Here is a 14,065-nt window from a genome sequence, read left to right as displayed (position 1 = left end):
GCATGCAAGCCCCCCGCCCCGTGTGCGCGCTCGCCATCGCCGGCTCCGACTCCGGCGGCGGCGCCGGCATCCAGGCCGACCTCAAGACCTTCGCCGCGCACCGCGTGCACGGCCTGTCGGCGCTCGCCGCGCTTACCGCGCAGCACACCCGCGGCGTCACCGCGGTGCACGTGCCGCCCGCGGACTTCCTGCGCGCCCAGATCGACGCCTGCTTCGACGATTTCGCCATCGGCGCGGTCAAGCTCGGGATGCTGGCGAACGCGGAAACAGCGAACACGGTGGCGGACGCGCTCGAGGCGCGCGCACCCGTCCCGATCGTGCTCGACCCGGTCATGGTCGCGACCTCGGGCGCACGGCTGCTCGAGGACGCGGCGCTGGACGTCCTGCGCCATCGGCTGCTGCCCAAGTCCGCGCTGCTCACGCCCAACCTTCCCGAGGCGGAACTGCTGCTCGGCATCCGGATCCGGGACCGCGCGTCGATGCGCGCGGCCAGCAGCGCCCTGCTCGGGTGCGGTGCCGGGGCGGTGCTGCTCAAGGGCGGACACCTGGAGGAGGATGCCGACACCGTGCTCGACCTCTACGCCGACGCGGACGGCGTGCAGGAGCTCACCCATCGGCGCCTGCCGCATTCGGCGCACGGCACCGGCTGCACCCTGGCCTCGGCGGTGACGGCACAGCTGTGCCTGGGGCTGCCGCTGCGCGAAGCCTGTGTCGCCGCGACCGGCTACGTGCATCGCGCGCTCGCCGGAGGCTACGCGCCCGGACGCAGCGAGGTGCTGGTGCTCGATCATATCGGCGCCGCCCCGTGACGGTTGCCGGCCGCGAGCTCGCGGTGCGGGGGCCGGATGGCCACCGCTGGTCGCTGGCGGGACGGATCCCGCCGCAGCCACGCGCGATGCTGCTGTGGCTGCCGGCGCTGGGCGTGGCCGCGAAGCACTATCTCCCCTTCGCCGACGCGCTGGCGCTTGAGGGCGTGGCCGTGTACGTGCACGAATGGCGAGGCCATGGCAGCAGCGACCTGCGCGCCTCGCGCGATCGCGACTGGGGCTACCGTGAACTGCTCACCCTCGACCTTCCCGCGAGCGAGGCAGCGATCAGCGCGGACCTGCCGGCGGCGACGCGCCTGATCGGCGGCCACAGCCTGGGGGGGCAGCTCGCGTGCTGCCGGCTGGCGCTGTCGCCGGAGAGCGCACAACGGATCTGGCTGGTCGCCAGCGGGGCGCCGTACTGGCGCGCGTTCCCGGCGCCGCGGCGGCTGTTGCTGCCGCTGGCCTACCGCTTCCTGCCATGGCTCGCGTTCCGCCGCGGCGCCCTGCCCGGCCGCGCCATCGGCTTCGGCGGCACCGAGGCGCGCAGCCTGATCCGCGACTGGGCCCGTACAGGACTGGCGGGACGCTACGCCGCCGCCGGCCTGGACGCCGACCTCGAGGCCGCGCTCGCCAAGGTGACCGCCCCGGTCGATGCGGTGCTACTGCGCGACGACTGGCTGGCGCCGGCGTCGTCGTTGCGGTTCCTGCTCTCGAAACTCGGCGCTCCCGGGACCGCGCCGACCACGCTCGGCGCGGAAGCGCTGGGAGTTCCCGCCGACCACTTCTCCTGGATGCGACAGCCGGAAGCGCTAGCGGAGGCGCTGCTGGACGAGGCCGGACGCGACGGCGCGCTTCAGGCGGCCGCGGCGTCCTCCGGCTCCAGCGCGAGATAGGCTTCGCGTACCGCGGCCGCGCCGACCCGGCGCTCCAGCCGCCGTACGGTGAAATGGCCGCGCGCCATGCGCTGGAAATGCCGCATGAACAGCGTATTGAGCGTCGCGCCGCTGACCGCGCCGATCACCGGCACGCTCTGTACCGCGACCTTCTTGGTGACGTTGATGGAGAACCGCGAAGCGATCGCCGCCAGCAGTTGCACGATCGCCGGCGCGCCGTTGCTCACCAGCCCGTGCGCGGCGATGTACTCCGCGGCCGCCGCCACCTGCTGCGCCAGCACCGCACGCGCGGCGAAATAGCCGGATTCGGCGCCGTCGTCGCGAGGGCTGCGCCCGCCCATGGTGAGCACCTCGAAGCAGGCCAGGGTGGCGCCCGGATCGGCGAGATCCTCCCCTTCGCTGCGGGCGATGTCGGCGATCGAGCGCAGGATCACCGTGGTGGTGACGGGCAGCTCCAGCACCAGGCCGAACAGTCCGAAGGCGCCGCCCAGCGCGCCGGTCGTCGCCACGGCCGCCGCGTGGACGCCGCTGCGCGCCGGCTGGTTGCGCGCATCCGCGTCCAGGGTGGCCGTGGCGAGCCGCAACGACTGCTCCAGCGCCTTGCGGGTGGTGCTGTTGATCAGCCGGGTGACGGGGGCCGGCAGCCGCCGGGCGAAGACGTACTCCATCGGCGCCCCGACCGCATTGGCCAGCTGTGCGGCCAGGCCCGGGCTCTCCAGCATGCCCCGCGCCCGGCGCAGATCGTGCAGGTCGGACTCGGAGAGCAGCGGGACGAGTGCGTGCATGGCGCAACGATACTCCCGCACGGCGGGGACGAGCCACCGCTCCACCCACGGCGCGGCCGACATGGTCGGCGCAGACCAAAAAAAGAGGGCCGATGGTTGCCCATCGGCCCTCGATCATGAATGGCGCGCCCGGAAGGATTCGAACCTCCGACCCCCAAGTTCGTAGCCTGGTGCTCTATCCAACTGAGCTACGGGCGCGCAGAACGGAAATTATGACCGGCGCTCCCGCGGTTCGTCAATTCCGCGCGAACATCCGGCGCGCTGCGCCGGGCCGGAAATCGTGAACTCGGAGCCATCCCCGGAGGGGATGGCGGAGAGTGAGGGATTCGAACCCTCGATGGAGTTTTAAGCCCCATACTCCCTTAGCAGGGGAGCCCCTTCAGCCACTCGGGCAACTCTCCGTTGGCAGCGCCGCGGTCGCGCGCTGGCGCGAACGCCAGCGCAGGATACCGGCTCGCCGCGAACGCGGCAAACCCTCAACCGTCCGTTCCACTGCCCCCGGAGGGGGGCTCGGTGCCCTCACCGCGGTGGATGCGCTGGTAGATCTCCTCTCGGTGAACCGCCACGTCCTTCGGCGCAGTGATACCGATACGGACCTGGTTCCCCTTGACGCCCAGCACGGTGACCGTGACGGAGTCGCCGATCATCAGGGTCTCTCCGACGCGTCGAGTCAAAATCAACATGAGAACTCTCCATGAACCGGCGGGGCATCCGCCAGCGGCGGGCGGAAGCCGTCGAGATGGCCTCCGCCGCGCTCTTGGGAACCAATAACGACAAACGACCATGATAGCGGCCGCCGGTCGCGCGCGAGTAGGTGAAAAGTCACGCTGCAGTCATGAAAGTCGCGTGGAGACCCACGCCTCCACTCCCTGCAACGCTTGTGCCAGTGCAGGGCCGTCGTCGCCTCCGCCCTGGGCCAGGTCGGGCCTGCCGCCGCCCTTGCCGCCGATCTGACCGGCGATATGGGACATGAGTTCCCCCGCGCGGATCCTGCCGGCGGCCGCGCCGCTGACCCCGGCGACGAGCGCCGCCCTGCCGTCGCTGGCACCCGCCAGCACGACCACGGCGTCGCCCAGCTGCTGCCGGAGGCGATCGGTCGCTTCGCGCAGGGCCTTCGCGTCGAAGCCCTCGAGCCGTGCCGCCAGGACGCGAACCCCGTGGACCTCGACCGCGGATCCGGCCAGGTCGGCGGTGGCGCCGCTGGCGGCCTTGGCCTTGAGCGCCTCGAGTTCTCGCTCGAGGCGCTTCTGGCGTTCCAGCAGGCTGCGCAGCTTGTCGGCGACCTCGGCGGTGGTGCCGCCGAGCAGGCTGGCGGCCTGCTGCAGCTGCCGCTGCTCGGAGGCGACGTGGTCGAGCGCGGCCTGGCCGGTCAGCGCTTCCACCCGGCGCACGCCGGCGGACACCCCGCTCTCCGAGACCAGCCGGAACAGCCCGATCTCGCCCGTCCGGCCGACATGGGTACCCCCGCAGAGCTCCACCGATTCGCCCATCCTGACCACGCGCACGCGCTCGCCGTACTTCTCGCCGAACAGGGCGATCGCACCGGCATCCAGGGCCTGCTGCATGTCCATCTCGCGGATCTCGACCGGGTGGTCGGCGCGCACCTGGGCGTTCACCAGGCGTTCGATCTCGGCGATCCGCCCGGCGTCGACCGGCTCGAAATGCGAGAAATCGAAGCGCAGCCGGTCCGGCGCCACCAGCGATCCCTTCTGGGCGACGTGGCTGCCGAGCAGCCCGCGCAGCGCGCCGTGGAGCAAGTGGGTGGCGCTGTGGTTGAGCACCGTGCGCCCGCGGCGGGCCTCGTCGACCGATCCGAGCACGCGATCGCCGACGCGCAGCGCCCCGGTCTCGAGCCGACCGAGATGACCGTGGAACTGGCCGGCGAACTTCTGGGTGTCTTCGACCCGGAAACGCACGCCCTGCTCGTCGAGCTCGCCGACGTCGCCGACCTGGCCGCCGGATTCGGCGTAGAACGGCGTACGGTCCAGCACCACCACGGCCTGCTCGCCGGCGGCGATCGTCTCGACCGGACGGCCGTCGCGCAGCAGCGCCACCACCTCCAGGCCACCGGACCGCAGCTGGTCGTAGCCGAGGAACTGCGTGGGCTGCAACCTGGCCACCAGGTCTGCGGGCAGGCCCGCGGCCGAGGAGAACTTGCCGGCGGCGCGGGCGGTCTCGCGCTGGCGCGCCATCGCCGCGTCGAAGCCGGCCACGTCCACGTCCAGGCCGCGCTCGCGGGCGATGTCGGCGGTGAGGTCGAGAGGAAAGCCGTAGGTGTCGTAGAGCCGGAAGGCGTCCTCGCCCGGAATGGTGGCGCCGCTGCGCGCAGCGATGTCGTCGAAGATGCGCATGCCCGAGTCGAGGGTCTCGGCGAAGCGCTCCTCCTCCGCCCGGAGCGCGCGCTCGACCAGTTCGCGGGCCGCGCGCAGCTCGGGGTAGGCCTCGCCCATCAGTGTGTCCACGGCCTCGACCATGCGGTGGAAGAACGGCTCGCGCACGCCCAGCATCCAGCCGTGGCGCAGCGCGCGGCGGATGATCCGCCGCAGGACGTAGCCGCGACCCTCGTTGGAGGGCAGCACGCCGTCGACGATGAGGAAACTGCAGGCGCGGATGTGGTCGGCGATCACCCGCAGCGACTTGTTGCCCAGGTCGGCGGTGCCTGTGAGCTCGCCGGCGCGGCGGATCAGCGCCTGGAACAGGTCGATCTCGTAGTTGCTGTGCACGCCCTGCAGCACCGCGGCCAGGCGCTCCAGGCCCATGCCGGTGTCCACGCAGGGCGCCGGCAGCGGTAGCAGGGCGCCGTCGGGCTGGCGGTCGAACTGCATGAACACCAGGTTCCAGATCTCGATGAAGCGGTCGCCGTCCTCTTCGGGCGAGCCGGGCGGGCCGCCGGGAATATGCGGGCCGTGGTCGTAGAAGATCTCGGTGCACGGACCGCAGGGGCCGGTGTCGGCCATCTGCCAGAAGTTGTCCGAGGCGTAGGGCGCGCCCTTGTTGTCGCCGATGCGGATGATGCGCTCAGGCGGCAGGCCGATGTCGTCGCGCCAGATGCCGTAGGCCTCGTCGTCGGTCTCGTAGATCGTCACCAGCAGGCGCTCGGCCGGCAGCTTCCAGACCTCGGTCAGCAGCTCCCAGGACCAGGCGATCGCCTCCTTCTTGAAGTAGTCGCCGAACGACCAGTTGCCGAGCATCTCGAAGAAGGTGTGGTGGCGCGCGGTATAGCCGACCGAGTCGAGGTCGTTGTGCTTGCCGCCCGCGCGCAGGCAGCGCTGCACGTCGACAGCGCGCACGTAGCTGCGCTTCTCGGCGCCCAGGAACACGTCCTTGAACTGCACCATGCCGGAATTGGTGAACAGCAGGGTCGGGTCGTTGCCGGGGACCAGCGACGCAGAGGGCACGATGGTGTGGGACTTGCCGCGGAAGAAGTCGAGGAACTCGCGGCGGATCTCGGAAGTGGTCTTCATCGTCGGGCGTGGGAATGCGTGAAGGGCGCCGGTCCGGCGCCCGACCGCCAGATGCGGCCACGACGTGGAGCTGACAACCCGATCCCGCAAGGGTAGCAGGACGGCCGCCCGGTTGGCTGTCCCGGAGGCGGCGCCCCGCCCGTCCCGCTGAAGCTGCGTTCAGTCCTCGGGGTCGAATCCGCTTGCCCGGCGCGCGCTGCCGACCCCGAAGCCGCGCCGGATCAGGAACTCGGCGGCCTTGCGCCGGCGTCCGAAATCCTCCGGGCCGAAGTCGCCGAAACGGCGCTCGACCAGCTCGCGGGCGCGCGCATCCCAGTCGTCCTCGCCGTCCTCGGCCAGGGCGGCGAACGCGGCCTCGACCACGCCGGCGTCCAGGCCGTGGGAGTCCAGCTCGACCCGGATCCGCAGCGGACCGTACCCCGCAACGGCGCGGGAGCGCGCCAGGCTGGCGGCGAAGCGGGTGTCGTCCTGCCAGCCCTCGGCAGCCATGCGCGCGACTGCGCGGGTCGCTTCCTCCGGTTCGACGCCGCGGGCCGCCAGCTTGCGCTCCAGTTCGCGGCGCGAATGTTCGCGCCGCACCAGCAGCCCCAACGCGCGCTGCGCGGGGGTGGGCTCGGGCCGCTTGCGTCGGCGTCGTGGAGAGTCGCGCATGGTGCCGGCACTACCAGCCCGGCACCGCGTGACGGGGCCGGGCTCGAGATCAGGCCTCCTCCGCTTCCTCGGCCTCCTTGGCCTCCGGCTTGATATCGGCCGGCACGAACTGGGCGCGCAGCGCCGCCTCCAGCTTGGCGGCGACCTCAGGATTCTCCTTCAGGTACTGGCGCGCATTCTCCTTGCCCTGGCCGATCCGCTCCTTGCCGTAGCTGTACCAGGCACCTGCCTTCTCGACCAGCTTGGCCTCCACGCCCATGTCGATCAGCTCGCCCTCGCGGCTGATGCCCTCGCCGTAGAGGATCTCGGTGATGATCTGCTTGAACGGCGGCGCCATCTTGTTCTTGACCACCTTGATCTTGGTCTGGTTGCCGATGATCTCGTCGCCCTTCTTGATCGCGCCGATCCGGCGGATGTCCAGGCGCACGGAGGCGTAGAACTTGAGCGCATTGCCGCCGGTGGTGGTTTCCGGGCTCTGCCCCGGCATCATGATGCCGATCTTGTGGCGCAACTGGTTGATGAAGAACACCATGCAGTTGCTGCGCTTGATGTTGCCGGTCAGCTTGCGCAGCGCCTGGCTCATCAGCCTGGCCTGCAGGCCGGGGAGCTGGTCTCCCATCTCGCCCTCGATCTCGGCCTTGGGGGTGAGCGCGGCGACCGAGTCGATGACCACCATGTCGACGGCGTTGGAGCGCACCAGCATGTCGGCGATCTCCAGGGCCTGCTCGCCGGTGTCCGGCTGGGAGACCAGCAGGTCGTCGATGTTGACGCCCAGCTTGGTGGCATAGCCCGGATCGAGCGCGTGCTCGGCGTCGATGAATGCCGCCGTCCCGCCGAGCTTCTGACACTGGGCGATGGTCTGCAGGGTCAGCGTGGTCTTGCCCGAGGACTCGGGACCGTAGATTTCCACCACGCGGCCCTTGGGCAGGCCGCCGATGCCCAGGGCGATGTCGAGCTGCAGCGAGCCGGTGGGGATCGACTCCCACACCTGTGCGGTGCCGTCGCCCATGCGCATCACCGAGCCCTTGCCGAACTGCTTCTCGATCTGGGTCAGGGCCGCGGAAAGCGCGCGCTTCTTGTTCTCGTCCATCGTGGTGGTCCTCGCGGGTTGTCTGTTCGGGTTGACTGGCAATCTAGTGGCGGCGGATCGCACGGGCTGCGACGGCCGCGGAGGCAGGGTTCATTGTGCCGACCCCGGCGGCCCGGCCAAGCCGGGAATACCGCGGCCGCCTGTCGGAAAACGCCGCGCGCAGCGCCCTGCAGGCGGCATCCCGGCGGCGGCGGGCCACGTCGGTCACCGGTTCGGCCGCACCAGGCCGCAGTACAGGCCCTCGATGGCGAAGTCCTGGTCCGGCAGCACCTCGATCGGCGCGTAGTCGGGATTGCGCGGCAGCAGGCGGATGCGGTCGCGGCCGAGCCTGAGCAGCTTGACGGTGATCTCCTCGTCGATCCGGGCAACGACGATCTGCCCGGAGCGCGCATCGGAGGTGCGGTGCACGCCGATCAGGTCGCCGTCGAAGATGCCCTCGTCGCGCATCGAATCGCCCTTGACCTTGAGCAGGTAGTCGGGCGCCGGCGAAAACAGCACGCGGTCCAGGACCACGTAGTCCTCGGAGCCGACGTCGGCGCCGATCGGCGCACCGGCGGCCACGCGGCCCAGCACTGGCAGCCGCAGCGCGGTGTCCTCGGCGCCGGCTTCGTGCAGCGGCAGTTGCCGCTGCGGCGTCTCGGGGGCGACCAGCAGGCGGATCCCGCGGGCGCGGCCGGGGAGGCGCTCGATCGCGCCCGCCGCCTCCAGCGCCTCGAGGTGGTATTGCGCGGCGCGGACGCCGGCGAAGCCGAAGGCGCGCGCGATCTCGGCCTGCGAGGGCGGCATGCCCTCGGCCTCGATGCGCTCGGCGATCAGGGCGAGCACGGCCTGCTGGGTGGCGGTGAGCTTCATGGTTAGTAGTAATACTACTAACCGCCGAGGAGGTCAACGCCGGCGGCCGCTGCGCCAGATCGAGAACAGGATCCACACCCCCGCCAGCGCGGCGCCGACGAAGCCGAGCACGCCCAGCGCCATCAGCCAGCGGTTCGGCATGCCCCCGCCGACGCTGTTCATGACGATCGAGGAGCCGATGATCAGCGCCGCCGTGACGATCCCCATGGTCATGCGGTTGGCGGCGCGGTCGATGCGGTCGCCGAACGCGTCCAGGGTCGGCACCTCGATCTGCGCGCGCATGCGGCCGCGACGCGCGGCCTGCAGCAGCCGGCGCAGGTCGCGCGGCAGGTCGGCGAGCAGGTCGACCAGCCCTGCCACGCTGCGCCTTCCCCTGCGCGCCAGCGTCTGTGGCGAGTAGCGCTGCAGCATGGCCTGCTCGACGTACGGGCGCGCCTCGCCCGCCATGTCGAAGTCCGGGTCGAGCTGGCGTCCCAGGCCCTCCAGGGTCAGGAAGGCCTTGATCATCAATGCCAGGTCCGGCGGCAGGCTGAGCCGGTGGCGGCGCAGGATGGCGGTGATCTCGATGAGCATCGCGCCCATCCGCAGGTCCTTGAGCGGTACGCCGCGGTACTGTTCGGCGAACAGTTCGGTATCGGACTGCAGCCGCCCTTCGTCGACGTCGACGCCGCCGTCGGTCCACTCCAGCAGGATGTCGCTCACCGCCTCGGCCTCCTGCGCCACGAGGCCGTGCAGCAGTTGCGCCACCTGCATGCGGCGCTGCCCGGAGATGCGCCCGACCATGCCGAAGTCGATGACCGCGATGCGGCCGTCGGCGAGGTAGAAGATGTTGCCGGGATGGGGATCGGCGTGGAACCAGCCGTCCTCGAGCACCATCTTCAGCACGATGGCGGCTCCGGTGCGCGCCAGCGCGCGACGGTCCAGCCCGGCAGCGTCGACCGCGGCCAGATCGCCGCCGGGGATCCCGTCGACGTGGTCCTGCACGTTGAGCCGCTCGCAGGTCCACTGCCAGTGCACGCGCGGGATCAGGATGCCGTCGAAGCCGGCGAAGTTGGCGGCGATGCGCTCGGCGTTGCGGCACTCGGCGGCGAAGTCCAGTTCGCGCCGCAGCGACGCGGCGAACTGCTGCACGATTTCCCTGGGCCGGTAGCGCTGCAGGTCCGGCGCCTGCACCTCGACGATCTCCGCCAGCCGCGCCAGCAGCCGCAGGTCGGCCTCGATCACCTCGCGGATGCCGGGCCGCCGCACTTTCAGCACCACAGCGGTGCCGTCGGGCAGCCAGGCGCGGTGCGCCTGCGCCAGCGAGGCGGCCGCCAGCGGCTCGCGCTCGAGGCGGAGGAACAGTTCCTCGGGATCGCGGCCCAGGTCCTCGAGCAACTGCGGACGGATCCGTTCCCAGGGCAGCGCCGGCACCGCGTTCTGCAGCCCGCCCAGCTCGGCGATCCACTCCGGCGGCAACAGGTCGACACGGGTGGCGAGCACCTGGCCGAGCTTGACGAAGGTCGGCCCGAGCTCCTCCAGCGCGTGCCGCAGCCGCGCCGGAGACTCCATCCGCGCCCTCTCCTCGGCGTGGTGCCAGTGCAGCAGGCGCCCGGCGCGCTCCAGGGCGCCGGCCATGCCGATGCGCCTGACCACGTCGCCGAAGCCGTAGCGGATGAGCACCGAGGCGATCTCCTGCAGCCGCCCCAGGTCGCGCACCGTGCCCAGCGTCTCCCACATCAGCTCGTCCCCCGCGCGCGGTCGCCGCGTGCCGGCGAATTCACAGCGCGTCCAGACCCAGCAGCGCCGCGGCCACGGTCTGGCGGCGCACCGCCTCGCGATTGCCTGCGAACTGGAAGAGTTCCGCGCGCGGGTAGCCGCCCCTGCCCTTCCAGGCGATCCACACGGTGCCGACCGGCTTGTCCTCGGTGCCGCCGCCTGGGCCGGCGATCCCGGTCACCGCCACCGCCACGCTGGCGCCGGAATGCACCAGCGCTCCGGACACCATCTCAACCACGGTCTCGCGGCTGACCGCCCCCTCCTGCTCGAGAGTATGGGGATTGACCCCAAGCATCGCCTGCTTGGCCTCGTAGCTGTACGCCACCATGCCGCAGTCGAACCAGTCCGAGCTGCCGGGCAGGTCGGTGACGGTCTTGGCGATCCAGCCGCCGGTGCAGCTCTCGGCTGTGACCAGGCGGTGCCGGGCTTCGCGCAGGCGTTCGCCGACCCGGGCGGCCAGTGCGTGGAGTTCTTCGTCCGAGGGAACGGTCATGCGGCTGGGGTTCGAAGGGGGGTAAGGCCCGTTGTAGCCGATCCCGCCATCCGGCGAAACCCGCCGGGCTGGGACGCCTGACCCGTAGGAGCGCTCCATGGCCGCGAACGCCGCGGGAGGCTTCGGCGTGGCAGGCGGTGATCGCGGGCCGGGCCGGCCGCGTCGGCTTCGCGTGCCCGGCACGCTCCCAACGGGCACCGCAGGCCGCCTCACCTGTAGGAGCGGCCCATGGCCGCGAAGGCCGCGGGAGTCTCCGAGGGGCGTGGCGGCGAGTGCGGGCATTGCCGCCCGCGCCGGTTTTCGCGTGCATGGCACGCTCCTACGGGACGGGCCGCTCCTCTGCAGGAGCGGCCCGTGTCCGCGAAAGCCGCGGGGAGCCCAGCGTCGGGCCCGCGGTCAGTAACGCAGGCGGAAGGTGACTCCGTAAGTGGCCGGCGCGCCGAGGAAGGCGTTGTAGGTGTTCATCGGGTCGCCGGGCTGCGGACTGCCGACCGCCTGCAGCGGGCCGTCGAAGCCGACCTGCACGTAGTCCTCGTCGAAGATGTTCTGCCCCCACAGCTCCACCATCCAGCGGCGGTCGCGGGACCCGAAACCAAGCCGTGCGTTGACCACGGTATAGGCGTCCTGATGCTTCTCGGCGTCGAGGTCGGAGCCGGTGTTGAAGTCCGACATGTACTTGGCGCCGGTGTTGAAGCGCGCTACCAGCCGGTCGCCGACGTCCCATTCGTAGGTCGCCGAGATCGACCCGGACCACTCGGGGGCGAACGGCATGCGCGCGCCCGGCAGCTTGTAGAGCGCGCCGTTCGGGGCCTGGAAGTCCGCCCCGGGGATGTCGTCGCCGAACTTGGTGTCGGTGTACATCAGGCCGCCCTGCAGCATCAGCCCGGACACCGCGGCAGGCTGCCACAGGATCTCGGTATCGATGCCCTTGGACACCACCTCCGGGATCGAGCGCACCACGAAGCTGGTGCCGAGGAAGCTGTTGAGCTGGAAGTCGTCGTAGGTCTGGTGGAAAGCCGTGGCGTTGAGCAGCAGGTTGCCGTCGGCCAAGGTGGTCTTGGCGCCCAGTTCGAAGCTGTTGACGAACTCGCCCGGGAACGAGGTGTCGTCGACCGGGGTGATGCCCGGGCCGCCGCTGGACAATCCGTTCGAGGACTGCACGCGGTCCAGGTTGAAGCCGCCGCCCTTGTAGCCGCGCGCGGCCGAGGCGTAGGTCATGAGGCTTTCGTTCCAGCGGTAGGACGCCTTCAGGGTGCCCGACCACTCGTTCTCGGTGCGCTCCTGGAACGTCGCGCGCCCGTTGTGCAGGGCGTTGGCCCAGGGCAGGCACATGAACCCGGCGATCCCCGGGCCGGTCTGGGCCATGATCGCGTCCTGCACCGGCGCCGGCAGCGAGGCGAAGGCCGTGCTCCGGGACGCCAGCGCCGACCGCAGTTGCGCGAACCGCGCCGGATTCGCCGGATTCTGGTCGATCAGCGCCGAACCGCAGCCGAGGCTGCCGTTCGGATTGCTGTAGACCGAGCGCAGCTCCTTCTCCTCGCGTGTGTAGCGCAGGCCGACGGTGAGGTCGAGCGCGTCGGTGGCGTGCCAGGTATTGTTGGTGAACAGCGCCATGCTCTTGGCGCTCTGGTCGTGACGGTCGAGCGCGCCCAGGCCGCCGAAGTTGCTGCCGTACGGCACGCCGCTCACCTGGGATAGGAAGGCCGCCGCCGGCAACCCCAGGGGGTTGTCGAGCGGAATGCCGGCCGCACCCAGGCTCTGGGCCACGTTCTGGTACACCAGCGTGGAGAGGTAGGGCTCGTAGTGGGCGCCGACCCGGTAGGAATCGTTGCGCGCCAGGTCCTCGTCGGAATAGAAGAAGCCGGCCATCCAGTCGATGCTGTCGGTGGAGCCGGTGAGGCGGAATTCCTGGCTGAAGGTCTCGAAGCCCGAGAAGGACTCGTCCTCGTCGGCGTTGCGGTAGATGATGTCGGCGGTGGTGAAGTCGAAGTCCAGGCCGTTGATCGCCTGCCACTCGCGGTAGGCGGTGATCGAGGTGAGGGTGGCGCCGCCCATCGCGCCGAGCTCCCAGTCGACCTGCGCCGACACGCCCTTGTCCTTGATGTCCTGCGAGGTCGAGCGGTTGCTGTAGGCCACGCGCGCGAACGGATCGGCCGGCATGGCGATGGCGTCGCCGCCGCCGAGCGCCTGGATGATCGGCGCGGTGCCTCCGGTCACCAGCTGCACGGCGGTGCAGCAGTTCTCCTCGCGGCTGGTGAAGTCGGCAGCGAACTGGATGTCCACGCTGTCGGTGGGCTCCAGCAGCAGCTTGCCGCGCAGGGTGTGGTAGTTCTGGTCGTAGTCTTCGTCCTCGGTGCGCGGGCCGCCGCCGGTGCGCACGTCCATCCAGCCGTCGCGCTTGCGCTTGGCGGCGTACACGCTGAAGGCGGCGTTGTCGTTGAAGGCGTCGTTGTAGGCGCCGGACACCCCCATCGCACCGTAGTTGCCGACGGTGACCTCGCCTTCCACGCTCTGGGTGTAGCTGGGGCGACGGGTCATCACGTTGATGACGCCGGCCGAGGTGTTCTTGCCGAACACCGTGCCCTGCGGGCCCTTGAGCACCTCGATGCGCTCGATTTCGCCGAGATCGCCGAAGCCGACGCTGTTGCGTGGCCGGTAGACGCCATCGATCACCACGCCGACCGACGACTCCAGGCCGACGTTGTCGCCGACGGTGCCGATGCCGCGGATGCGCGCGGTGGTGATCGCCTCGTTCTGGGTGCTGGTCACGGTCAGGCCGGGTACCAGCACCTGCATGTCCTTGATGTCGCGCACGCCGGTGTCGCGGATCAGCTGCTCGTCCATCACCGTGACCGAGATCGGCACGTCCTGCAGCACTTCCTCGCGCTTTTGCGCGGTCACCACCATCCGTGCGAGCGTGGTGGGCTCGTCGGCGTCGGCAGCGGGCGGTACGTCCTGCGCGTGCGCGGCTTCCAGTTGCGTCATGGAGACCAGTGCGACCAGCACGGCAGTGGCAAGAATCTTGTGTTTCGGCTGCTGCGAAAGCATTGCGTCCCCCTAGCGTGGATGTACGTTGAACCGAAAATCTGCGACCCGCCGTGCGAGGCGGCATGCGCGCCCGCGGACGGGCCGGGGCGGCGGCGGGGACCCGTGTGGGGGACTGGTCCAGCGCGCCGCCATCACGCGCATTACGGAAAGCTAACATAATTCCGGACGGTGGCGTACGTGACCAATGGGCCGGGTCCGGCGGATTGCTCCGGGGGTGTCGAC

11 protein-coding genes and 2 tRNA genes are annotated in these 14,065 nt (G+C 70.7%); 2 read left to right on the top strand and 11 right to left on the bottom strand.

Annotated elements, in window-relative coordinates; genetic code table 11:
- The first annotated feature begins 2 nt into the window (after positions 1-2).
- Together thiD and H0E84_RS02390 are read left to right on the top strand one after the other, a co-directional pair.
- The gene (thiD, locus tag H0E84_RS02395) at positions 3-809 is read left to right on the top strand and encodes a bifunctional hydroxymethylpyrimidine kinase/phosphomethylpyrimidine kinase (protein WP_180677023.1); all 807 of its coding nucleotides are present in this window, start codon (positions 3-5) and stop codon (positions 807-809) included.
- Positions 806-1,702, top strand: coding sequence for an alpha/beta hydrolase family protein (locus H0E84_RS02390; protein WP_345776255.1), 897 nt, complete (start codon positions 806-808; stop codon positions 1,700-1,702). The genes thiD and H0E84_RS02390 overlap by 4 nt, the downstream gene beginning before the upstream one ends.
- Here H0E84_RS02390 and H0E84_RS02385 read toward each other — a convergent pair.
- The 11 genes from H0E84_RS02385 to H0E84_RS02335 all read right to left on the bottom strand — a co-directional run bounded on the left by H0E84_RS02385 (position 1,663) and on the right by H0E84_RS02335 (position 13,843).
- Positions 1,663-2,487: an EcsC family protein gene (locus H0E84_RS02385; protein WP_180677022.1), complete on the bottom strand. Its 825-nt coding sequence runs from the start codon at positions 2,485-2,487 to the stop codon at positions 1,663-1,665. The two genes, H0E84_RS02390 and H0E84_RS02385, sit on opposite strands and share 40 nt — an antisense overlap.
- Before the next feature lie 121 nt (positions 2,488-2,608).
- Positions 2,609-2,685, bottom strand: a tRNA-Arg gene (locus tag H0E84_RS02380).
- Positions 2,686-2,795: 110 nt separating this feature from the next.
- A tRNA-Ser gene (locus tag H0E84_RS02375) sits at positions 2,796-2,888 on the bottom strand.
- A gap of 75 nt (positions 2,889-2,963) precedes the next feature.
- Complete coding sequence (csrA, locus tag H0E84_RS02370) at positions 2,964-3,170, bottom strand: carbon storage regulator CsrA (protein WP_180677021.1); 207 nt, start codon at positions 3,168-3,170, stop codon at positions 2,964-2,966.
- 150 nt (positions 3,171-3,320) lie between these two features.
- On the bottom strand, positions 3,321-5,951 hold the full coding sequence (gene alaS / locus H0E84_RS02365) for an alanine--tRNA ligase (protein ID WP_180677020.1): 2,631 nt from the start codon (positions 5,949-5,951) through the stop codon (positions 3,321-3,323).
- Between the two features lie 159 nt (positions 5,952-6,110).
- The gene (locus H0E84_RS02360) at positions 6,111-6,602 is read right to left on the bottom strand and encodes a regulatory protein RecX (RefSeq protein ID WP_180677019.1); all 492 of its coding nucleotides are present in this window, start codon (positions 6,600-6,602) and stop codon (positions 6,111-6,113) included.
- 49 nt (positions 6,603-6,651) lie between these two features.
- Positions 6,652-7,692 carry a recombinase RecA gene (gene recA / locus H0E84_RS02355; protein ID WP_180677018.1) on the bottom strand — a complete coding sequence of 347 codons (1,041 nt, stop codon included), beginning with the start codon at positions 7,690-7,692 and terminating at the stop codon, positions 6,652-6,654.
- 204 nt (positions 7,693-7,896) lie between these two features.
- A complete protein-coding gene (lexA, locus tag H0E84_RS02350; protein WP_180677017.1) occupies positions 7,897-8,544 on the bottom strand; it encodes a transcriptional repressor LexA in 648 nt (215 codons plus the stop codon).
- Between the two features lie 33 nt (positions 8,545-8,577).
- Complete coding sequence (gene ubiB, locus H0E84_RS02345; RefSeq protein WP_180677016.1) at positions 8,578-10,263, bottom strand: 2-polyprenylphenol 6-hydroxylase; 1,686 nt, start codon at positions 10,261-10,263, stop codon at positions 8,578-8,580.
- Positions 10,264-10,303: 40 nt separating this feature from the next.
- Positions 10,304-10,795, bottom strand: coding sequence for a CinA family protein (locus H0E84_RS02340; RefSeq protein WP_180677015.1), 492 nt, complete (start codon positions 10,793-10,795; stop codon positions 10,304-10,306).
- A 396-nt stretch (positions 10,796-11,191) separates the two neighbouring features.
- Positions 11,192-13,843 (bottom strand): TonB-dependent receptor, encoded by a 2,652-nt coding sequence (locus tag H0E84_RS02335; protein ID WP_180677014.1) that lies wholly within the window; start codon positions 13,841-13,843, stop codon positions 11,192-11,194.
- Positions 13,844-14,065: the final 222 nt, after the last annotated feature.

The sequence above is a fragment of the Luteimonas salinisoli genome, assembly GCF_013425525.1.
In the GTDB taxonomy this organism is placed as follows: Bacteria; Pseudomonadota; Gammaproteobacteria; order Xanthomonadales; family Xanthomonadaceae; genus Luteimonas; species Luteimonas salinisoli.
The sequence above is the reverse complement of the archived record's forward strand: the minus strand, read 5'-3'. Positions and strand labels throughout refer to the sequence as shown.